Origin of the sequence: Massilia aquatica (assembly GCF_011682045.1) — a bacterium.
GTDB classification, from domain to species: Bacteria; Pseudomonadota; Gammaproteobacteria; order Burkholderiales; family Burkholderiaceae_D; genus Telluria_A; species Telluria_A aquatica.
Window position 1 is genome coordinate 106,957 of record NZ_VVIW01000009.1, and the last position, 19,732, is coordinate 126,688.

The 19,732-nt window shown below is 63.8% G+C and carries 18 protein-coding genes and 2 tRNA genes; 4 read left to right on the top strand and 16 right to left on the bottom strand.

Going from position 1 to position 19,732, the window contains the following annotated elements:
- Window positions 1–69: 69 nt before the first annotated feature.
- The 4 genes from F1609_RS17010 to F1609_RS17025 form a co-directional block, all read right to left on the bottom strand.
- Window positions 70–492 carry a hypothetical protein gene (locus F1609_RS17010; protein WP_167077596.1) on the bottom strand — a complete coding sequence of 141 codons (423 nt, stop codon included), beginning with the start codon at window positions 490–492 and terminating at the stop codon, window positions 70–72.
- Between the two features lie 20 nt (window positions 493–512).
- Window positions 513–974 carry a hypothetical protein gene (locus F1609_RS17015; protein ID WP_167077597.1) on the bottom strand — a complete coding sequence of 154 codons (462 nt, stop codon included), beginning with the start codon at window positions 972–974 and terminating at the stop codon, window positions 513–515.
- Window positions 975–1,068: 94 nt separating this feature from the next.
- Window positions 1,069–1,142: transfer RNA gene (locus F1609_RS17020), tRNA-Gly, on the bottom strand.
- An 87-nt stretch (window positions 1,143–1,229) separates the two neighbouring features.
- A tRNA-Arg gene (locus tag F1609_RS17025) sits at window positions 1,230–1,305 on the bottom strand.
- 277 nt (window positions 1,306–1,582) lie between these two features.
- Here F1609_RS17025 and F1609_RS17030 point away from each other — a divergent pair.
- On the top strand, window positions 1,583–2,713 hold the full coding sequence (locus F1609_RS17030) for a hypothetical protein (RefSeq protein ID WP_167077598.1): 1,131 nt from the start codon (window positions 1,583–1,585) through the stop codon (window positions 2,711–2,713).
- A 25-nt stretch (window positions 2,714–2,738) separates the two neighbouring features.
- Here F1609_RS17030 and F1609_RS17035 read toward each other — a convergent pair whose 3' ends face one another.
- The 11 genes from F1609_RS17035 to leuS form a co-directional block, all read right to left on the bottom strand.
- Window positions 2,739–4,220, bottom strand: coding sequence for a UdgX family uracil-DNA binding protein (locus tag F1609_RS17035; RefSeq protein WP_167077599.1), 1,482 nt, complete (start codon window positions 4,218–4,220; stop codon window positions 2,739–2,741).
- Entirely contained in the window at window positions 4,196–5,428 is a 1,233-nt protein-coding gene (locus F1609_RS17040) for a putative DNA modification/repair radical SAM protein (RefSeq protein WP_167077600.1), read from the bottom strand. Before F1609_RS17040 ends, F1609_RS17035 begins: the two co-directional genes overlap by 25 nt.
- 90 nt (window positions 5,429–5,518) lie before the next feature.
- Window positions 5,519–7,753, bottom strand: a complete 2,235-nt coding sequence (locus tag F1609_RS17045; RefSeq protein ID WP_167077601.1) for a putative bifunctional diguanylate cyclase/phosphodiesterase — start codon at window positions 7,751–7,753, stop codon at window positions 5,519–5,521.
- 331 nt (window positions 7,754–8,084) lie between these two features.
- Window positions 8,085–9,365 carry a multidrug effflux MFS transporter gene (locus F1609_RS17050; RefSeq protein ID WP_167077602.1) on the bottom strand — a complete coding sequence of 427 codons (1,281 nt, stop codon included), beginning with the start codon at window positions 9,363–9,365 and terminating at the stop codon, window positions 8,085–8,087.
- 2 nt (window positions 9,366–9,367) lie between these two features.
- A complete protein-coding gene (locus tag F1609_RS17055; protein ID WP_441294932.1) occupies window positions 9,368–10,570 on the bottom strand; it encodes a THUMP domain-containing class I SAM-dependent RNA methyltransferase in 1,203 nt (400 codons plus the stop codon).
- Window positions 10,571–10,729: 159 nt separating this feature from the next.
- Window positions 10,730–11,329 (bottom strand): 2-hydroxychromene-2-carboxylate isomerase, encoded by a 600-nt coding sequence (locus tag F1609_RS17060; protein WP_167077603.1) that lies wholly within the window; start codon window positions 11,327–11,329, stop codon window positions 10,730–10,732.
- Between the two features lie 10 nt (window positions 11,330–11,339).
- Window positions 11,340–11,750 carry a CopD family protein gene (locus F1609_RS17065; RefSeq protein WP_167077604.1) on the bottom strand — a complete coding sequence of 137 codons (411 nt, stop codon included), beginning with the start codon at window positions 11,748–11,750 and terminating at the stop codon, window positions 11,340–11,342.
- Between the two features lie 19 nt (window positions 11,751–11,769).
- Window positions 11,770–13,035, bottom strand: a complete 1,266-nt coding sequence (locus F1609_RS17070; RefSeq protein WP_167077605.1) for a glutamate-5-semialdehyde dehydrogenase — start codon at window positions 13,033–13,035, stop codon at window positions 11,770–11,772.
- A gap of 62 nt (window positions 13,036–13,097) precedes the next feature.
- Window positions 13,098–14,114, bottom strand: coding sequence for a DNA polymerase III subunit delta (holA, locus tag F1609_RS17075; protein WP_167077606.1), 1,017 nt, complete (start codon window positions 14,112–14,114; stop codon window positions 13,098–13,100).
- 7 nt (window positions 14,115–14,121) lie between these two features.
- On the bottom strand, window positions 14,122–14,640 hold the full coding sequence (locus F1609_RS17080) for an LPS-assembly lipoprotein LptE (protein ID WP_167077607.1): 519 nt from the start codon (window positions 14,638–14,640) through the stop codon (window positions 14,122–14,124).
- A 3-nt stretch (window positions 14,641–14,643) separates the two neighbouring features.
- Window positions 14,644–17,286, bottom strand: a complete 2,643-nt coding sequence (gene leuS / locus F1609_RS17085) for a leucine--tRNA ligase (protein WP_167077608.1) — start codon at window positions 17,284–17,286, stop codon at window positions 14,644–14,646.
- A gap of 228 nt (window positions 17,287–17,514) precedes the next feature.
- Here leuS and F1609_RS17090 point away from each other — a divergent pair, with 228 nt between their 5' ends.
- Together F1609_RS17090 and F1609_RS17095 are read left to right on the top strand one after the other, a co-directional pair.
- Window positions 17,515–17,982, top strand: coding sequence for a CCDC90 family protein (locus F1609_RS17090; protein WP_167077609.1), 468 nt, complete (start codon window positions 17,515–17,517; stop codon window positions 17,980–17,982).
- Window positions 17,983–18,046: 64 nt separating this feature from the next.
- Window positions 18,047–18,811, top strand: a complete 765-nt coding sequence (locus tag F1609_RS17095) for a DUF6597 domain-containing transcriptional factor (RefSeq protein ID WP_167077610.1) — start codon at window positions 18,047–18,049, stop codon at window positions 18,809–18,811.
- Between the two features lie 53 nt (window positions 18,812–18,864).
- Here F1609_RS17095 and F1609_RS17100 read toward each other — a convergent pair whose 3' ends face one another.
- Window positions 18,865–19,194 carry a hypothetical protein gene (locus tag F1609_RS17100; protein WP_167077611.1) on the bottom strand — a complete coding sequence of 110 codons (330 nt, stop codon included), beginning with the start codon at window positions 19,192–19,194 and terminating at the stop codon, window positions 18,865–18,867.
- A gap of 137 nt (window positions 19,195–19,331) precedes the next feature.
- Between F1609_RS17100 and F1609_RS17105 the strand changes: the two genes are divergently transcribed.
- Window positions 19,332–19,694 carry a VOC family protein gene (locus F1609_RS17105; protein WP_167077612.1) on the top strand — a complete coding sequence of 121 codons (363 nt, stop codon included), beginning with the start codon at window positions 19,332–19,334 and terminating at the stop codon, window positions 19,692–19,694.
- Window positions 19,695–19,732 lie beyond the last annotated feature (38 nt).

Genomic DNA, 19,732 nt, shown 5'->3' on the forward strand with positions numbered 1-19,732 from the left:
CTGATAGGGGTACAGGTGGACAGGTGCGCCACATGTTCATTGACTGTAGCGGTTGAATGCCGGTTGCCGTTATTGCGCTGTGGCGGGCGTCTTGCCGGCAGCGGCGTCGGCTTTGATGCGGCGCAACGATGCCAGGATCTGCTCCACGCTCTGGCCGCTCGGATACGCCATCACGTGCCCTTTGCCGTTTGGATCAAGAAAATGCACTCCGGCGACGCCAATTTCCGGTTGCCGGTCGCAGCTACTTTCGTAGGCAGGCACGCTGTCGAGTTGCGGCCCTTTGAAATGCTCCAGAACCTTGACGGTGACGCGCTCGCCGCTGGGGGAGTGCACCAATTCGCCGCCCTCTGCGTACACCACATGGGCGGCGATGTTGTAGAGCTGCTCGACAGTGTAAGGCGTAAATTTGCCTGCCGGCGTGCATGCCGTAGCAGTGGCGGGAAAGCACATCAGTGACGTCAGCCAGAGGAACATACTGGAGATTGTCTTCATGCTGGCCTTAAGATAGGGATTCACTGATGGGCGTCGAGGATGTGCAGCACATCCTTTGGCACGTCGCCGTTCGCGAGGCGCTTGCTCAGCATGCTCATCGGATGCACCCGCCCATTCTCGACATAGCCGACGATCAGCCATTCCGCACCAGCCTCGACCGAAAAATCAAACACACCATCGCAGCTTGAACCCGTTGGCTTTGCAACGTACCCGCGTCCGGACACCATCTCCCGGGGCGTCCCGCGCCACCAGCGCGTCGTTTCAAACTCAAAATTTTGATCAACGAGGAGCAAAGGCGATGCTGGCAGCGATACGACCGACGTTACTTTTCCAAGGAACACGACTTGCTTGGGATCTTTTTTGGCCAAAAATGCTTTGAGGTCGTACGCTTCCTCAGCAAGTTTGCATGCATGGGCAGGCATAGCAGTACTGAAGAGTGCCAGGATAAGGGAGACGGAGAGCGAGGTTGCAATGGCGCGCATGGATCCTTTCGTTCGCCGGAATGAACGCAGGCCAGGCTCGCGCATGCTCGATGGATTTTATGCGTTCACTGCAGACGACTGAATGCTAGTTCACTGGAGCGGGTGAAGGGAATCGAACCCTCGTCGTAAGCTTGGGAAGCTTCTGCTCTACCATTGAGCTACACCCGCGTGCAACGCATTTTACGCTTGAATGACTGCTACCGGCAAGTTTACCCAGCCGCAAAATGAAGATGCCGGGAAACGATGATGTTTTGGTGGTGCGGCTGGCGGGGATCGAACCCACAACCCTTGGCTTCGGAGGCCAATACTCTATCCATTGAGCTACAGCCGCATTCCTGGTCCGCTTCGGACGCTTGAATGACCTGAACGGTCGCAGGCATTATAAGCTCCCCGCCGCCCCGCACCCAAGGGTTTTCGCCATCTTGGCCCTGATCCTCCGGTGCGCCTGGCCATCCCACCCGGCGCCGGGCGGTTTTCGACACTTGCAGCGCGTCACCGCAAAGATCCGGTCAAGGCTTGCGACTTTGTCGCGCCACAAACTAGCGCCGATCACATGCATAGACAATGGGCCGCCGGGCTGCCGTCCGAACCATGCCAAGGAGCGCGCAATGAACAGACGCTTTGCAACATTTCTCGACATGTCGCTGTGGATCAGCGCCCTGATGGCGCTCGTCTATCACGTGCGCTTCCTCATGTTCGTCGATTACGACGCGGTGCAGGCGCGCTCGCTGATCGACCAGATCTTCTATTTCCTCACAGGACTCGGGCACGAATCGTTTGCCGTGTTTTTCGTCATCAACGGCATCTTCGTGGGCCTGTTCCTGCGCCACATGCCGGCGGCCCAGGGCGATCGCGCCCTGCTTGCGCGCTGGTGGCGCTCGCATCTGGCGCTGTTGCCGCTGCTGGCGCTGGGCGGCCTGCTCGACCTGGGCGGCGTACATTTCCTCAACGGTTCGGGCGTGTATTCGGACTTTCCGGCCTTTAGCACCGTCACCCTGAGCTGGACCACTTTTTTCGGCAACCTGTTCATGCTGCAACCGGCCCTGGTGCCGACCTTCGGCAGCAACGGCATGCTGTATCTGTACGCCTACCTGTGGTGGTCGTGCTGCCTGCTGGTCCTGCTGCGGTGCGCATGGCGCAGCCGCACGGCGTGGCAGATGGCGGCCGGCGCCGCGCTGCTGCTGGTCCTGGCGCTGTGGATGCCGCCGACCTTCTGGCCGTGGCTGGCGATCTGGCTGCTCGGCGTGGCGGTCGGCCTGCGCGGACCGTGGCCGCGCCCCCTGCTCCATCCGCTGGCGGCCTGGGCCTTGCTGGCGGCGGCGATCGTGTTTTCGCGCGTGGCCGGCGCCCGCACCGACCTGCTGCCGGCGCCCTGGGGTGAGCTGCTCATGCTGTGGAAGTACGTGATCGTCGGCGTGGGATTCGCCGCCGTCGCCAGCGTGCTCTACCGCAGCCCGATGTGCGCGGCACCTGCGCCGCGCGGCGCGGCGTCCTCCTTCTTTGGCAGGCTGAACCGCCATCTGGCCGACAGCGCCAGCGTCGCCTTCCTGTTTCATTTTCCCTTGATGATGCTGCTCACCGCAATCGGCGCCGACCTGTTCGGCCACCGCCTGATGCAGCAGCCAGGGCCGCTGTGTTACGTGCTGGTGGGCGCCATCGTCGTGGTGTGTTACGCGGCAAGCCATGCGCTGGTGCGCTGCGTCGGCACCCGCGCCGGCGGCTTGCGGCCGATCGTGTGACTCCCCTGTCGCAGCGCGCGCGTCTTCAGGCAAGCGCCGCCGGCGCCGCCAGTTCGCGCGCCTGGCGAAAGCCGTCGACCAGCACGCCGAAGGCTTGCGCCTTCATGTCCTCGCCCGGCACCCGCAAGATATACGAGGGGTGGTAGACCACCACCACCCAGCGCCCCTCGTGCATGAAGGGTTTGCCCAGCACCTCCTTGAGCGTGGCGTGCGGATTGCCCGTGACCGCCTTGAGCGCGGTGCTGCCGAGGGCGACGACGACCTCGGGCTGGACCTGTTCCAGCTCGCTGCCGAGCCAGTAGGCGCAGGCGTCGACCTCGCGCTGGGCCGGGGTCTTGTGCATGCGCCGCTTGCCGCGTGGCTCCCACTTGAAATGTTTGACGGCGTTGGTGAGGTAGATCGTGCGCCGGTCGAGCTCGGCCTTGGCCATGGCGCGGTCGAGCAGTTGCCCGGCCGGGCCCACAAACGGCAGCCCGGCCAGGTCTTCCTGGTCGCCCGGCTGCTCGCCCACCAGCATGATGCGCGCTTCGAGCGGGCCGACCCCGCCCACGGCCTGGGTCGCGTGCTGCCACAGTTCGCAGCGGCGGCACTGGTCGAGCGTGCTGGGCGCGTCGCGCTGCGGCTGGGCCTTGTCGGCACTGATGGGAATGACGGTGCCGCCGCGCTGCCCCACGCTGTGGGTCTGCCCCACCCTGCGCGCGCCGGCCGCCGCCTGCGACACCATCTCGGGCACCAGCGCGCCTTCGGGCAGGTTCTTCCAGAAACGCGTGGGGATGTGTCCGTGCATCAGGTCGGCATTGAGGCGGGCCGGATTGAAGATGCTGCGGTAGTAGGTGAGCCACAGGGCTTCGCCGGCGTCGTCGATGTCTTCGGGGCCGCGCATCAGCGGGCCGGTGCTGTGCAGGGTGGCGCCGTCCCACAGCACGCTGGCCTCGGGCGTGGCGATCATCCAGCTGACCTTGCCCATGCGGCTGGTAAAGTGGCGCGCCACCTGCGGCAGTACGTCGTGGGCGGGCTCGAACCAGGCCACGAAACGGGGCGGACCGGCGTCTTCGCGGCGCTCGCGGAAACGGATGTAGGCATGCATGTCATGCTCCTCGCGGCGTACCGCCTTGACCATGGCGTGCAGGCGGGCGCCATCTTCGTCGGCCGCCGAGAGCACGTCTTTTTCGCCCTGCTGCCAGCGCCACAGCACCAGGTACAGGAACGCCCAGCGGTTCGGCACGCGGCAGCAAGCCGCGCTTTGCAGCATGTCCATCAGCTGGCGCGGTATGCGCATGGTGGACTTGCTCTCAGCTTGGACCGCGCCAGAAGGCTGCGGTTCCTCACCCTGCGAAAAAAGATCGCCGTCATCCTTGTGCGAAATCCATTGCACCGCATGGGGCGGCACCTTGTGCGCCAGCAAGTCGCGCGCGGCGTGGCGCCACTGCTCGAAGGAGTGGACCAATACCGGACGCCCGGCCGCAGCCGAGGCGGCCGCGCTTACGCCGCCTGCAGTTCCGCCCATAAATCCAGCTGCCGTGGTGAGTGCTCGGCCATGGAGCGGCGCAGGACCTCGGACGCGGTGGTGTCCGAGGCCGGGCGGTAGTCGGCCGTGACGATGAACGGGGCGATCTTTTTCATGCTGCAGCGCAGGCGCGTGAGGTCGGCGTAGCGGATGCGGCGCAGGCGGCGCAGTTCCACCAGCCGTTTGGCGTTGCGCAGGCCGATGCCGGGCACGCGCGCGATCATCGATTCTTCGGCCATGTTCAAGTCCATCGGGAAATGCTCGCGGTGCGCCAGCGCCCACGCCAGCTTGGGGTCGATGTCGAGCGCCAGGTTGCCGGCTGCCGGCAGCAGTTCGGCCGCGTTAAAGCCGTAGCTGCGCATGAGAAAGTCGGCCTGGTACAGGCGGTGCTCGCGCTGCATGGGCGGCGGCGCTGCCGGCACCGAGTCCGGGCTTTGCGGAATCGGGCTGAAGGCCGAATAGTAGACCCGCTTGAGCTTGTAGCTGCCGTACAGGGTTTCGGCGGTGTTAAGGATGGTCTGGTCGTCGCTGGCGTCGGCGCCGACGATCATTTGCGTGCTTTGCCCGGCCGGCGCGAACCTGGGCGCGCGTGGTTCCTGGGCTTTTTCGTCGAGCTTGCGGCGGATCGAACCCATGGCCAGCTTGATGGTGTGCACGCTCTTTTCGGGCGCCAGGCGCGTGATGCTGCCCTCGGTCGGCAGCTCGATGTTGACGCTGAGCCGGTCGGCGTACTTGCCGGCGGCGGCGATCAGGGCGGGGTCGGCGTCGGGAATGGTCTTGAGGTGGATATAGCCACGAAAATTGTGGACTTCGCGCAACTGCCGCGCGATGGCGACCAATTGCTCCATGGTGTAGTCGGCCGACTGGATGATGCCGGAACTGAGGAACAGGCCGTCGATATAGTTGCGCAGGTAAAAGTCGACGGTCAGCTTGACCACTTCATCGACCGAAAAACGGGCGCGCGGCACGTTGGAAGTGCGGCGGTTGACGCAATACTGGCAGTCGTACACGCAAAAGTTGGTCAGCAGGATCTTGAGCAGGGACACGCAGCGCCCGTCCGGCGTGTAGCTGTGGCAAATGCCCATGCCGTTGGTGGCGCCGATGCCGTCCTTGCCCTCGGACGAGCGCTTGGGCGCGCCGCTGCTGGCGCAGGAAGCGTCGTATTTGGCCGCGTCGGCGAGGATTTCGAGCTTGTCGGTCAGTTCCATGGCCTGGTCTTTAACTGTATGTATATACAGTATGGTACACCATTCCCATGGCGCGGTGCACGCGATAGGCGTGCACTGTACGCAAGGGCGTCAGGCGCGCTTGGCCTGCGGCACGCCGGCGTGGCAGGCCGCCAGCTGCACTTCCTGTTCCTGCAGCACGTCGAGGAAGCGGCCCAGCGAGACCGGATGGTGGAACAGGTAGCCCTGCATGGTCAGGCAGCCGTTCGACTTGAGGTAGCGCGCCTGCACCTCGGTTTCCACCCCTTCGGCGATCAGGTGCAGGCCCAGGCCGCGCGCGATCGAAATGATCGCCAGGATGACCGGGTAATGCCCTTGCTCGTCGTGGATTTCCTTCACAAACGACTGGTCGATCTTGATCGTGTGGATCGGGAAGCGGTGCAGGTAGGACAGCGACGAATAACCGGTGCCAAAATCGTCGATCGCCACCGACACGCCCAGTTGGCACAGCTTGTTCAACTGCTCGATCGCGTACTGCGGATTGCGGATGCAGATATTCTCGGTGATTTCGACTTCGATCTGCGCCGGCGAAATCCCGTAGCGCAGCAGCGCGCCGCGCATCTTCTCGAAAAAGTCGCCGCGGTCGAGGTATTGCGGCGACAGGTTCAGGGACAGGCGAATCGCTTCGCCGCCGTGCTCGTTCCAGACCAGCATGTCGCGGCACAGCGCGCCCAGCATCCAGTCCGAAATCGGCAGCATCAGGCCATTGTCTTCGGCGAACGGCAGGAACTCGTTGGCGGTCAACAGGCCGCGCTGCGGATGGTTCCAGCGCATCAGCCCTTCGGCGCCGATGATGCGCCCGGTGATCACGTCGATCTGCGGCTGGTAGTACATTTCCAGCTCGTTCTGCTCGAGCGCCTTGCGCAGGCTCTGTTCGAGCGCGATCTTCTGGTGCGACACGTCGAGCATCGAGTTGTGATAAAAACTCTGGCCGTTCTTGCCCAGCGCCTTGACCTGGTACATGGCGATGTCAGCGTGGCGCAGCAGCTCGTCGATCGACTCGCCGTCGCCCGGATAAATCGCAATGCCGATGCTGGCCGAAATATGCACCTGGTGCCCATCGAGGTCGAACGGCAGGTGCAGGCAGGCCAGGAATTTCTCGGCGATGGCTTTCGCTTCGGCGCGCCCGGCCAGTTCCGGCAGCACGATGGTGAATTCGTCGCCGCCCTGGCGCGCCAGGGTGTCGCCATCGCGCAGGCATTGCTTCAGGCGCAGCGCGACCTGCTGCAGCAGTTCGTCGCCCTTGACGTGGCCGAGCGTGTCGTTGACCAGCTTGAAGCGATCGAGGTCGATGAACATCACCGCCAGCTCGGTCAGCTTGCGCTTGGCCTGGATGATGGCCAGCCCGAGGCGGTCCTTGAACAGCATGCGGTTCGGCAGGTCGGTCAGGATGTCGTGGTAGGCCTGGTAGGAAATGACTTCTTCGGCGCGCTTGCGGTCGGTGATATCGCGCGCCACGCCGTAGGTGCCGTAGAACTCGAGCTTCTTGACGTCGTTGTCCGGCACATGCATGCCCATCGAATTGAGCGAGATGGTCATCAGGGTGGTGGTGAACTGGCGGTCCTGGCCGGCGCGCGCATGGCATTTGAGGCGCAGTTCGACATTGCGCGAGGCCCGTTCGTCGACGCGGCGCTCGTTGAAGGCGTAGCGCGCGCGCTCCAGGTCTTCGTCGTGCACCAGCATCGTGTAGTGCTGGCCGATCAGGTCTTCGCGCGCGAAGCCGAGCAACTGGAAGGCGCGGTCGTTGACGAAGGTGAAGCGGCCCTCGTGATTGAGGGTGTAGATGATGTCGGGCGAACTGTCGACCAGGTAGCGGTACAGCTTTTCGGAGTTTTCCAGCTGCGAGGCGATGCGCTCGTTGTCCAGGGCCAGGCTGCGCTGCTGCAGCGCGTTGCCGACCGTCTTGAGCATCTCTTCGCGGCTGTAGGGCTTGCGCAGGTAATCGTAGGCGCCGCGCTTCAAGGCGCCGATGGCGGCCTCGATGCCGACATCGCCGCTCATCACGATCACGTCGGCGTCGATCGCGCGCGCGTTGATGAAGTCCATGATCTCATGGCCGCTCATGTCGGGCAGGCGCAGGTCGAGCAGGACCAGGTCGAAGCGCCCGGCCGCCAGCTGCGCCAGCGCCTCGGCGCCGCTTTTGGCGGTGACCAGGTCGAAGCCGCGGTCGCGCAGCAGTTCGTGCAGGGCCGACAGCAGGCGCGGCTCGTCGTCGATCAGCAGGATGCGCGGCAGGGCATGCGCATCGGCCTGGCTGGAAGAGGCGTCATCGGTCTGCAACAGCGCGCTGGCGGGATTGTCGTTCATTGGAACCTTAAACGGAATCCATCGTCCGCATCCGCAACGCGCACTGGCCCGGCCGCTGCGGGAATCGGTGCTGCCAGGGCGCGCCTGGGCCGCTTGCGAAGATCGTTGTCCGAATGCTGCATGGTGTCGAAAACTGCCGCCAAATAGTCGATGGTTGGAGGTGGCGCGCAACACGGGCGACCACGACGAATAATCAGGATACGCCTGGCGCGCGCGGGGTTTGGGCAGCGTGTCAGGTTTAAAAAACGGCTATCTTAGCATATATGCACGAATGTTGACCCTAGGAACGTTACTCAAAGCAAAACTTTTTCTTGTCAAGTGGGGCTGCGCATCACGTTCGCAGGGCCGCCGGACGCCTGCGGTGGTACAGGCGCGAGGCCACCCACAGGCCCAGCGCGCACAGGGCGAAGCCAACCTGGCCCATGGCCAGCCACAGCATCGAATGCGACAGGAACGGCGCGATCACGCCCGCCACCAGTGCGCCCAGCAGGGTGACGGCGAACGACTGGCACGAGGCAACGGTGCCGCGGATGTGCGGGAACAGGTCGAGCGCGAGCAGGGTGGCGCCGGGGGCGATCAGCGACATGCCGAAGGTATAGAAAAACATCGGCGCCACGCTCCACGGCAGCGCCGGCGTAAAGACGCTGTGATACAACAGATTGGCGCTGGCCGCCGTGAGCAGGAAGCCGAAGCCGATGCCGATCTGGCGCGCGAAGCTCATTTTGCCGGCGATGCGGTTGGCCGTGAGCGCGCCCAGGAAAATGCCGGACACCGAGGGAATGAACAGCCAGCCGAATTGGTCGGGTCCGAGGCCCAGGTGCAGCGGCAGCGCCACCGGCGCGGCGGCGATGTACAAAAACAGGCCGGCGAAGTTGCAGGCGACGATGCCGGCCTTCATGTGGAACAGGGGCGAGCTGAAAATGGCGCTGTAGTTCTGCCACAGGTAACGCGGGTTGAAGGGCTGGCGCTTTTCAGGCGGCAGCGTTTCGGGCAGGCGCCGGTAGCAGTACACGAACAGGATCACGCTGTAGGCCAGCAGCACCAGGAAGATGGTGCGCCAGTCGGCATACTTGACGATCCAGCCGCCCAGGATGGGCGCAATGGCCGGCGCGATCGTGAAGATCATCGTCACCAGCGAAAGCAGGCGCGCCGCCGGCGCATCGTCGTACAGGTCGCGGATGATGGCCCGTCCCACCACCACCCCGGCCCCGGCCGAGACCCCCTGCATGATCCGGAAGATCCACAGGTAATGCACCGAGTGCGAGGCGGCGCAGCCAAAGGTGCCGATGGCGAACACCACCAGCGCGCACAGCACCACGTTGCGCCGTCCGAAGGCGTCGGCCAGCGCGCCATGCCACAGTACCATGCCGGCAAAGGCGAGCATGTAGGCGGTCAGGGTTTGCTGGACTTCGATCGGGGTGGCGTTCAGCGACGCCTGGATGTTGGGGAAGGCCGGCAGGTAGGCGTCGATCGAGAACGGTCCCAGCATCGACAGCCCGGCCAGCAGGGTCGCCAGGCCCACCATCCCGGGCACCGCGCGCCGCGTCACGGGCGGCAGGGGGACCGGTGTAACGGGGTCCGGCGGCAGGTCGGGCGGCGGGCTGGGGAACATGCTTACTCCGGTTTTGGCTTGGCTTCTTCGCGCCGGTTGTAGCCGGCCACCATGTCGAACCTGAACAGGCGGCATTCGAGGGCGCCGTTGAAGAAGGGCGTCTTGCGCGCTTCTTTCAGGCGCAGCAGTTTCGGCAAGGTCAGGTCGGCGGTGAACAGGAACACGGTCCAGCCGGCGAAGCGCTGCTTGAGCGTGGTGCCCAGCGCTGAATAAAACGCGACCGACATGTCGTCCGCCGGGATGGTGCTGTCGCCGCGCACGCCGATGCGCTCGCCGTACGGCGGGTTGGTCAAGAGGATGCCCGGCTGCTCGGTCGGCGCCTTGACCTCTTGCGCTTCGATCTGCTTGAGCGGCACGTCGAACAGGATGCCGGCGATTTTCAGGTTGTGGCGCGTCATGGCCACCATGTCGCCCGAAATGTCGCTGCCGAAGATGGTCGGTTCGCTTGGCAGCGGCAGCGGCTTGATCGCGTTCTTCATGTCCTGCCACGGGGCGGCCACGAAGTTGTGGAACTTCTCGAAGGCGAAACTGCGGCGCGCGCCGGGCGGAATGCCCTGCACCATCTGGGCCGCTTCGATCAGGATGGTGCCCGAGCCGCACATCGGGTCGAACAGCACCGTGCCCGGCTTCCAGCCCGAGACGCGCAGCATGCCGGCGGCGAGGTTTTCGCGCAGCGGCGCGTCGCCCGTTTCTTCGCGCCAGCCGCGCTTGAACAGGGCTTCGCCGGAGGTGTCCAGGTAGACCGTGAAGTTGCGGTTGTCGAGGAAGCCCACGATGCGCATGTCCGGCTCGCGCGTGTTGACCGACGGGCGCTTGTCGAACTGGTCGCGGAAGCGGTCGCAGATGGCGTCCTTGATCTTGAGCGTGGTGAATTCCAGGCTGCGCAAAGGCGACTTGACGGCGGTGACGTCGACCCGGATGGTGTGGTCGACGCTGAACCAGTCTTCCCATTGCTGGGCCAGGACCAGGTCGTAGATGTCGTTCTCGTTGGCGTAGCTGGCGTGCGCCATGCGCATCAGCACGCGCGAGGCGATGCGCGAGTGCAGGTTGATGCGGTACGAGTCAGTCTGGTCGCCGGAGCAGTGCACGCCGCCGGGAACCTGGTTGTGCACCTTCATGGTGGTGCTGGTCAGGGCGATTTCGCCCAGTTCTTCGGCAAGCGCCGCTTCCATGCCGCGTGGGCATGGGCAGAAAAATGATGGCATGTGGTGAACCCTTTGTCCGTTGTGAAAAATCGTTTAGTCCTCCGTCGTTCCCGCGCCAAGGTGGCCCTCGGCGGGAACCCATGGCACCTACGATAAGCGAAGGTGCTATGGATTCCCGCCTGCGCGGGAACGACGAGGTTAGTGGCCGGAACGGGCGTTTCAGCTCAGCGCCCGCTCCACAAAATCGAGCCGGTCCTGTCCCCAGAACCCTTCCCCATCGACTACATACCACGGCACCCCGAACACATTGGCGGCCATGGCTTCATCGGTGTTGCGCTCGTACTGCTCCTGCACGCCGGCCGTGGCCGACGACTTGACCAGCATTTTTCCATCGAGCCCGCAGGCGCTGGCGATCTGCGCCAGGGTGTCCTCGTCCGAGATATTCCGGTCCTCGGCCCACAGCGCGCGCATGATCGCGCCGGTCAGCCCCAGCGCCGCCTCGGCGCCCAGGCTGGTGCGCGCGGCGATGATCAGGCGCGCCGCCGCTTCCGGCGGCACCGGGAAGAACGTCGGGTGCGCAATCAGCGGCAAGCCCAGATGGGCCGACCAGCGCGCCAGCTCCTGCAGGCGGTAGGCCTGGCGCTGGGGGGCGCGCTTGGCCAGCGGCAACCCGCCCGACACGCTGAACACCTTGCCCAGGTCAAAAGGCTTGATGTCGATCAGCGCCCCGCGCGCATTTGCCATGGCGACGAAGCGCTCATGCCCCAGGTACGCCCAAGGCGACTGCGGCGCGAAAAAATACTGAACCGTTTTACTCATGAAGCCCCCGTCAGAAGGGTTTGACCACGACCAGGATCACGATGGCGGCCAGCAGCAGCACCGGCACCTCGTTGAAATAGCGGAACCAGACATGGCTGCGCTTATTCGCGCCATTTTCGAATTTCTTGAGCAGCGAGCCGCACGCGTGGTGGTAGCCGATCACCAGCAGCACCAGCGTGAGCTTGGCGTGCATCCAGCCGCCCCGGAAGCCATACCCCAGCCACAGCCACACGCCCAGCAGCACGGCCGGCACGGCCAGCATGGTGGTAAAGCGCAGCAGCTTGCGCGCCATCAGCAGCAAGCGCGCGGTGGCGACATCGTTGGTCTCCTGCGCCAGATTGACGAAGATGCGCGGCAGGTAAAACAGCCCGGCGAACCAGGAGGCGATGAAGATAATGTGAAACGCTTTAATCCAGAGCATGGCAGTCCAAAATAATAAGTTAAGTACGCACTTCGCCGTGGCCGAAGACCACGTACTTGAGCGAGGTCAGTCCTTCCAGCCCGACCGGACCGCGCGCGTGCAGCTTGTCGTTGGAGATGCCGATTTCGGCGCCCAGGCCATACTCGAAACCGTCCGCAAAGCGGGTCGAGGCGTTGACCATCACCGAGGCCGAATCGACTTCGCGCAAAAAGCGCAGGGCGTCGCTGTAGTCTTCGGTGACGATGGCTTCGGTGTGCTTCGACGAATAGGTATTAATATGATCGATCGCCGCGTCCAATCCGTCCACCAGCTTGACCGACAGGACCGGCGCCAGGTATTCGGTGGACCAGTCTTCTTCCACCGCCGCCACCAGGTGCGGGTAGCCCGCCAGCAGCGCGAACGATTCGGGATCGGCGCGCAGTTCGACTTCCTTGCTCGCGTACAGGGCGGCCAGGCGTGGCAGCACGGCCGGGGCGATGGCGCGCGCGATCAGCAGGGTTTCCATGGTGTTGCAGGTGCCGTAGCGGTGGCACTTGGCGTTAAAGGCAATCGCCAGCGCTTTTTCCAGGTCGGCCTTGGCGTCGATGTAGACGTGGCAGATGCCGTCCAGGTGCTTGATCATCGGAACCGTGGCTTCGGCCATCAGGCGCGCGATCAGGCCCTTGCCGCCACGCGGCACGATCACATCCACGTACTCGGGCATGGTGATCAGCGCGCCGACGGCGGCGCGGTCGGTGGTGTCGACGATCTGCACGCCGTCGGCCGGCAAGCCGGCGCCGGCCAGCCCTTCGGCCACGATTTTCGCCAGCGCGCGGTTGCAGTTGATCGCTTCCGAGCCGCCGCGCAAAATGGTGGCGTTGCCGCTCTTGATGCACAGGCCGGCCGCGTCGACCGTGACGTTCGGACGCGCTTCATAGATGATGCCGATCACGCCCAGCGGCACGCGCATCTGGCCCACCTGGATACCGCTCGGGCGGAATTTCATGTTGGAGATTTCGCCGATCGGGTCGGCCAGCGAGACGATCTGGCGCAAGCCTTCGACCATGGTGTCGATGGCCTTGTCCGACAGCTGCAGGCGGTCCAGCATGGCCGGTGCCAGCCCCGCAGCGGCGGCGGCGTCGAGGTCGAGCTGGTTGGCCTCGCGCAGCAGCGCGCTGTCGCGCACGATGGCGTCGGCGATCAGCAGCAAGGCGCGGTTGCGCGTGGCGCTGTCGGCCCTGGCCATGGCGCGCGAAGCGGCGCGGGCGCGCTGGCCGACCTGTTGCATGTATTCGGTGATGTTCATTATCTCGTCTACGTAGGTGAAGCGCATCCATCGCGCCGGCACCGTGCTAGTGCCGCTGCGATCTAACCGCGCGTTACTTTCAAGGCCAGCTGCAACATCGCATCCCAGGCGTCGCCGGCAAAGCCCTTGGCGCGCAGGCCCTTGATCATTTTGTCGACCTGCGCGGCGTCGCGCATCGCGCCTTCCAGGGTTGGCAACGAGATGCGGCGCAGCGCAGGCTCCATCATGCGTTCACGCGGACCCCAGATGCGGTGTTCCTTGAGCAGCACGCCGAGCGGCCGTCCCTGCGCCATCCCGGATTTCAATTTTAACAGCGTACGGATTTCTTCGGCGACCGCCCATAAAACCAGCGGCAACGCCTCGCCTTCGCCTTTCAGGCCTTCGAGCATGCGCACCAGGCGCGCCGGGTCGCCCGCCAGCATGGCCTCGGACAGCTTGAACACATCGTAGCGCGCCACGTTGAGCACCGCATCGTGCACCTGCTCGAAGGTCAGCTTGCCCGGATCATGCAGCAGGGCCAACTTCTGAATCTCCTGATGCGCCGCCAGCAGGTTGCCTTCGACCCGGTCGGCGATGAAGTCGAGCGACTGGCGGTCGGCGGAGAGGCCGTGCGCTGCCAGGCGCGTGCCGATCCAGCCGGGTAGCTGGGGGCGTTCGATTGAGGGAATTTCGATGTACACGGCGGCCTGCTGCAGCGCGCCCACCCAGGCCGCCTTGGCGGTCTGCCAATCGAGCTTGGGCAGGGTGATCAGGGTGAGGTTGTCGGGACTGAGATCCTTGGCGTAGCTTTGCAGCGCCGCCCCGCCATCCTTGCCCGGTTTGCCGGTCGGGATGCGCAATTCGATCAGCTTCTTGTCGCCAAACAGCGACAAGGCCTGGTTGGCGGCCAGCAGTTCGCCCCATTTGAAGGTGCGCTCCACCGTCAGCACGTCGCGTTCGGAGTAACCGTTGGCGCGCGCGGCGCGGCGGATTTTATCGGCCGCCTCCAGCGCCAGCAGATGCTCGTCGCTGGCGATCACGTACAGCGGCGCGATGGTCTTGGCCAGGTGCCCTTCGAGCGCGTCAATCCTTAGCTGCATCGCATGCTCATGTCGGCTTGACCGCCACCAGGCGGCGCAGGATCTGCTGCACCAGGTCGGTCTGCATGTCGCGGTACAGCAGCACTTCTTCCGATTCCTTGCCCAGTACCTGGCTCTCGTCGAACGTAATCGAGCGCTTGAGCGAGATTTCGGTAGCCGGTAGCAGTTCCGCGCCCTTGTTGTCGCGCAGGCGGAATACCAGCGTGTAAGTCAGCAGGTATTCGCGCACGCGGCCCTGGGCGTTGAGCGAGAGGATCTGCTTGCCGCGCGTCTCCGACAGCACGTCGAACAGGGTCTCGGCCTTGGCCGCGTCGGCCACCACCTGCACGTTGTCGCCGCCGCGCAGGTTGCGCCGCAACTCGGTACCGAGGGCCGAGGTTTCGGGGAACGACAGGTAGATGCTATTGAACGGCATCTTGAACTGGCCGTTCGAACCGCGCAGCTGGAAACCGCACGCGGACAGGGACGCGAGCAGAATCAAGGCAACGGCGGCGCGCGCCACAGTGGCGGAGCGGAGAATGGTCATCGCTTACACCACGATGCTGATCAATTTACCGGGCACCACGATCACCTTCTTCGGCGGCGTCTCGATGTACTTCTGCACCGCTTCGCAGGCCAGCGCCATCGCTTCGATGGAGGCCTTGTCGGCATCCTTGGCAACCTTGATCGAGCCGCGCAGCTTGCCGTTCACCTGGATCATCATCTCGATCTCGGCCTGTTCCAGCGCGGCCGGGTCGACCTGCGGCCACTGCGCGTTGAGGATGTCGCCATGGACCTTGGCGTAGCCCAGTTCTTCCCACAGCACGTGGGTGATGTGCGGCGCGACCGGGTTGAGCACGCGCAGGAAGATCGACAGGCCTTCGGCGATCACGGCGTCGGTGGCCGCGCCGTCTTCCAGCTTGGCCGATTCCATCGTGTTGAGCATCTTCATGCAGGCCGATACCACGGTGTTGTACTGGATGCGTTTCAGGTCGTAGTCGGCCTGCTGCAAAATCTTGTGCAGTTCGCGGCGCAAGGTCTTGTGCGCTTCGCCGCCGTCGACTTTATCGGTCGCGGCCAGGGCTTGAGCGATGCGCGGCGACTGTGCGACCGCATACGCCCACACGCGGCGCAGGAAGCGGCTGGCGCCTTCGACGCCGCTGTCGGACCATTCGAGCGTCTGCTCCGGCGGCGAGGCGAACATGGTGAACAGGCGCGCGGTGTCGGCGCCGTACTGGCCGATCTGGGCTTCGGGGTCGATGCCGTTCAGCTTCGACTTCGACATCTTTTCGGTGCCGCCAATGATCACCGGCAGGCCGTCGCTCTTGAGGGTGGCGGTTTGCGGGCGGCCCTTGTCGTCCAGCGTCAGGTCGACGTCGGTCGGATTGAAGTAGATTTTCTTGAGCGGCTCCGGCTCGCGGTAGTACACCTCGTTGAGCACCATGCCCTGGGTGAGCAGGTTGACGAACGGCTCGTCGAACTTGACCAGGCCCAGGTCGCGCATGATCTTGGTCCAGAAGCGCGCGTACAGCAGGTGCATGACGGCGTGTTCGATGCCGCCGATGTACTGGTCCATCGGCATCCAGTAATCGTTGCGCGCGTCGACCATGGCGTCGGTGCTGCCCGGCGAGGTATAGCGCATGTAGTACCACGACGAGTCGACGAAGGTGTCCATGGTGTCGGTCTCGCGGCGCGCCGGTTTGCCACACTGCGGGCAGTCGCACTTGAGGAACGCTTCATGTTTGTTGAGCGGGTTGCCGCTGCCGTCCGGGACGCAGTCTTCCGGCAGCACCACCGGCAGGTCTTTTTCGGGCACTGGTACCACGCCGCAATCGGCGCAGTGGATCATCGGGATCGGGGTGCCCCAGTAGCGCTGGCGCGAAATGCCCCAGTCGCGCAGGCGGAAGGTGATCTTCTTGTCGCCCAGGCCGGCCGTGGCCAGGTCGCCGGCAACGGCGTTGACCGCCGAGGTGTAATCGAGGCCGTCGTATTTGCCGGAGTTGATGGAAACGCCGCTCTCTTTGTCGCCGTACCATTCCTGCCAGGCGTCGAGCGAGTATTCCTTGCCTTCGACCGCGACCACCTGCTTGATCGGCAGATTGTATTTTTTGGCGAACGCGAAATCGCGCTCGTCGTGCGCGGGCACGCCCATGACGGCGCCGTCGCCGTAGGTGATCAGGACGTAGTTGCCGACCCAGACTTCGACCTGCTCATTGGTGACCGGATGGGTGACGAACAGGCCCGTTGGCATGCCCTTCTTCTCCATGGTCGCCATGTCGGCTTCGATCACGCTACCGAGTTTGCACTCGGCGATGAAGGCGGCCAGTTCCGGGTTGCTCTGCGCGGCGTGCTGCGCCAGCGCGTGTTCCGGCGCCACGGCGCAGAAGGTCACGCCCATGATGGTGTCGGCGCGGGTGGTGAAGACGTACATCTTGCCGTCGTCGATCAGTTCACCGGAAGCGTTGGCGATGGTGTGCGGGAAGGCGAAGCGCACGCCGACCGACTTGCCGATCCAGTTGGCCTGCATCACGCGCACTCTTTCCGGCCAGCCCGGCAGCTTGTTGTCGACGTAATCGAGCAGTTCGTCGGCGTAGTCGGTGATGCGCGCGTAGTACATCGGGATTTCGCGCTTTTCGATCGGCGCGCCGGAACGCCAGCCCTTGCCGTCGACCACCTGCTCGTTGGCCAGCACGGTCTGGTCGACCGGGTCCCAGTTCACGGTGCCGGTCTTTTTGTAGATGATGCCTTTTTCGAGCATCTTGAGGAACATCCACTGGTTCCACTTGTAGTACTCGGGTTTACAGGCGGTCATTTCGCGCGACCAGTCGATCGCCAGGCCCATCGACTCCATCTGCTCGCGCATGTGGGCGATGTTGGAATAAGTCCATTGCGCCGGCGGCACGTTGTTTTGCATGGCCGCGTTCTCGGCCGGCATGCCGAAGGCGTCCCAGCCCATCGGCATGAGCACGTTGTAGCCGCTCATGCGCAGGTAGCGGTACATCACATCATTGATCGTATAGTTGCGCACGTGGCCCATGTGCAGCTTGCCGGACGGGTAAGGCAGCATGGAACAGGCGTAGTACTTGCCTTTCGGAAAACGCGGGTCGTTCTCGACGGCCTTGTAGGCGTCGATGGCCTTCCAGTGGGCTTGGGCGGCTTGTTCTACGTCGGCGGGACTATATTTATCTTGCATGATGTGTGCGGCCAAGCGGGCGCGGCCAAAAGTAATATGAACCGATCATTATACTGGCACATCCCGTATCCGGGCACGGCCGGGGGCTGGTCGTCAAAATTCGCTGAACTATGGGGCGGGCTTGCTGTCAAAAGAACATGGCAAGCACATTCGACGCCTGTCACCGCACTCCAGGCGAAATACTTGGGTGTTCTGCTGAACCGAATATCACGTACCGGAGACTACGTCATGACAATCGAATTCGATCCGATAGCGTACGCGCAGCAACTGGAGTCGACTGGGGTTCCCAGGCAACAGGCGGACGTGCATGCCAAGGCACTGAACGAAGTGGCGAGCGAAGGAGTGTCGATATCCGACCGCCTGCAAATGAAGAACGACTGGCAATGCGATATTCGCCAGTCGGACCAACGTTTGACCGCGCAAATTAATCGGGCAAAGACTGAACTCAGCGCCGAGTTACAGACGTTCAGAGCCGAATTTAGCGCAAAAATCGGAGTGCTCGATGCCAAAATCGATGCTGTCCGAAACGATCTGAACGCAAAAATCGACAGTGTGCGGACAGAGCTGAACGCGAAGATCGAGATGGTGGCTGCAGAGCTGCGTTCGGTAAAACATGAATTGACCATACACCGCTGGCTATTCGGGCTCCTCATCGCCATGAACGGCGCGATGCTTGGCAGAATTTACTTTCCATAACGCCAGCTTTAAGAACGGTGTGCAGAGGGTAAAATGGGCTTTTTGCCACCCGCCCGGTACCACGATGGTCCTCTACCAGGAACACCCGCCCCACCCCGCGCTGGCGCCCTATCTGGCTTGCCTGTGGACCTGCCAGGTACTGCCCGGCGCCTCCGCCGTCACGCACCGGGTGCTGCCGGACAACTGCATGGATATCCTGTGGCAGGATGTGGCCGCGCTGAGCCGGGTATCGGGCATGATGAGCACAGTCATCCACGTGCCCGTGCACCAGCCCGTGCGCACCATCGCGGCGCGCTTCAAGGCGGGCGCCGCCGCGCACTTTTTCGCCATGCCGCTGCATGAACTGGCCGACCGGCATCCTTCCCTGGACGAGCTGTGGGACGGCGCCGCAGCGCGCCAGTTCACCGATGCACTATGGTCGCGCGCCTTATCGGACAGCGAGGCCGTCGCCACCGTCGAACGCCTGCTGCTGCAACGCCTGCGCGGCACGGCCGCCGACCTCAGGCCGGGCCTGGCAGATGCGGCCGTGAGCGCCATCGAGCGCTCGCACGGTTCCCTGCGCATCGAGACCCTGGCCGCGCAGCTGGGCGTGTCGCGCCAGCACCTGTCCAGCCAGTTCCGCGCCAGGGTTGGCCTGGGCGCCAAGCAGTTCGCGCGCGTGTGCCGCTTTCGCCAGGCCAGCGCACGCATCCGCGCCGCCAGCGACCTAAAGCAGCTCGACTGGTCCAGCCTCGCGCTCGAGCTGGGCTACTACGACCAGCCGCACCTGATCCACGAATTCCGCCAATTATCGGGCAGCACGCCGGAGTCGTTTGCCGCGCGCGCCTGACCGTGACCATCGTCCCGGCACGGTGCGCACGTCGCGTGTCGTCGCTGGCAACCTTAGATCGTCCAGCAGCAGAACCCTTCATTGTCGATCTCACGGAGCAAGGCGGATATTCTACCGATATCATCGGCGGAAATTTCCACGGCGCCTGTCAGCGGCTTGTGCAGCATGCAAACGTTTTTCCGAATGCGCTCATAGGTGTCTCCAGAAAGCCGGGCTTGCTCAGCGAACTGAAGCAATTGAGCCAGGCGAAGCGCGTTCTGCGCATGCCATCGGCTTCGCTGATCACCTGAAAAAGCCAGAACATGGCGTAGTTCATTCTGCATTTCCTCGATCAGCCAACAGGCATTGATGAGGCTCCTGCTCTCTGGAGAGTTATCCAACATGATTTTCTACATTCAATGATTCGGCAGGCGCATCGACCGTGTCAGCTGAAGCGGGCCTGTCCTGACCGCCTTACATTTTTACAATACAAGCGGCGCGCGCCATGGCAGGATGCTGCTTTGCCCTCAAGGAGACGAACATGATCAACGGAATGCGCACTGTCTGCTACCCGGTCCGGGACCTGGACGCGGCCAAACAATGGTTTACCGAGGTGTTCCGCACCGCCCCCTACTTCGACCAGCCGTTCTATGTCGGCTTCGAGATCGGCGGCTTCGAACTGGGCCTGCATCCGGGCGAACCCGGCATGCCCGGTTGCGTGGCCTACTGGGGCGTGGACGATATCGAAGCCGAAGTCGAACGCATCACCAGGCTGGGCGCGAGCATCCACTCGGCCATCCAGGATGTGGGCGAGGGAATCAAGGTGGTCGAGCTGAAGGATCCGTTCGGCAACACACTGGGGCTGATCTACAACCCCCGGTTCGACCTCAAGAAGGTGCGTTAAGCGCCGCCAGAAACGTCTGCGCTGAGCCGGCGCCTGTC

What these genes read in the sequence shown, in the direction of transcription:
- F1609_RS17070 (WP_167077605.1), bottom strand. Translation starts at nt 13,035, where the DNA reads ATGAACATCACCGAATACATGCAACAGGTCGGCCAGCGCGCCCGCGCC.
- F1609_RS17045 (WP_167077601.1), bottom strand. Translation starts at nt 7,753, where the DNA reads ATGAACGACAATCCCGCCAGCGCGCTGTTGCAGACCGATGACGCCTCT.
- F1609_RS17055 (WP_441294932.1), bottom strand. Translation starts at nt 10,570, where the DNA reads ATGCCATCATTTTTCTGCCCATGCCCACGCGGCATGGAAGCGGCGCTT.
- holA (WP_167077606.1), bottom strand. Translation starts at nt 14,114, where the DNA reads ATGCAGCTAAGGATTGACGCGCTCGAAGGGCACCTGGCCAAGACCATC.
- F1609_RS17105 (WP_167077612.1), top strand. Translation starts at nt 19,332, where the DNA reads ATGATCAACGGAATGCGCACTGTCTGCTACCCGGTCCGGGACCTGGAC.
- F1609_RS17050 (WP_167077602.1), bottom strand. Translation starts at nt 9,365, where the DNA reads ATGTTCCCCAGCCCGCCGCCCGACCTGCCGCCGGACCCCGTTACACCG.
- F1609_RS17080 (WP_167077607.1), bottom strand. Translation starts at nt 14,640, where the DNA reads ATGACCATTCTCCGCTCCGCCACTGTGGCGCGCGCCGCCGTTGCCTTG.
- F1609_RS17095 (WP_167077610.1), top strand. Translation starts at nt 18,047, where the DNA reads ATGGTCCTCTACCAGGAACACCCGCCCCACCCCGCGCTGGCGCCCTAT.
- F1609_RS17030 (WP_167077598.1), top strand. Translation starts at nt 1,583, where the DNA reads ATGAACAGACGCTTTGCAACATTTCTCGACATGTCGCTGTGGATCAGC.
- leuS (WP_167077608.1), bottom strand. Translation starts at nt 17,286, where the DNA reads ATGCAAGATAAATATAGTCCCGCCGACGTAGAACAAGCCGCCCAAGCC.
- F1609_RS17100 (WP_167077611.1), bottom strand. Translation starts at nt 19,194, where the DNA reads ATGTTGGATAACTCTCCAGAGAGCAGGAGCCTCATCAATGCCTGTTGG.
- F1609_RS17010 (WP_167077596.1), bottom strand. Translation starts at nt 492, where the DNA reads ATGAAGACAATCTCCAGTATGTTCCTCTGGCTGACGTCACTGATGTGC.
- F1609_RS17065 (WP_167077604.1), bottom strand. Translation starts at nt 11,750, where the DNA reads ATGCTCTGGATTAAAGCGTTTCACATTATCTTCATCGCCTCCTGGTTC.
- F1609_RS17060 (WP_167077603.1), bottom strand. Translation starts at nt 11,329, where the DNA reads ATGAGTAAAACGGTTCAGTATTTTTTCGCGCCGCAGTCGCCTTGGGCG.
- F1609_RS17040 (WP_167077600.1), bottom strand. Translation starts at nt 5,428, where the DNA reads ATGGAACTGACCGACAAGCTCGAAATCCTCGCCGACGCGGCCAAATAC.
- F1609_RS17090 (WP_167077609.1), top strand. Translation starts at nt 17,515, where the DNA reads ATGACAATCGAATTCGATCCGATAGCGTACGCGCAGCAACTGGAGTCG.
- F1609_RS17035 (WP_167077599.1), bottom strand. Translation starts at nt 4,220, where the DNA reads ATGGGCGGAACTGCAGGCGGCGTAAGCGCGGCCGCCTCGGCTGCGGCC.
- F1609_RS17015 (WP_167077597.1), bottom strand. Translation starts at nt 974, where the DNA reads ATGCGCGCCATTGCAACCTCGCTCTCCGTCTCCCTTATCCTGGCACTC.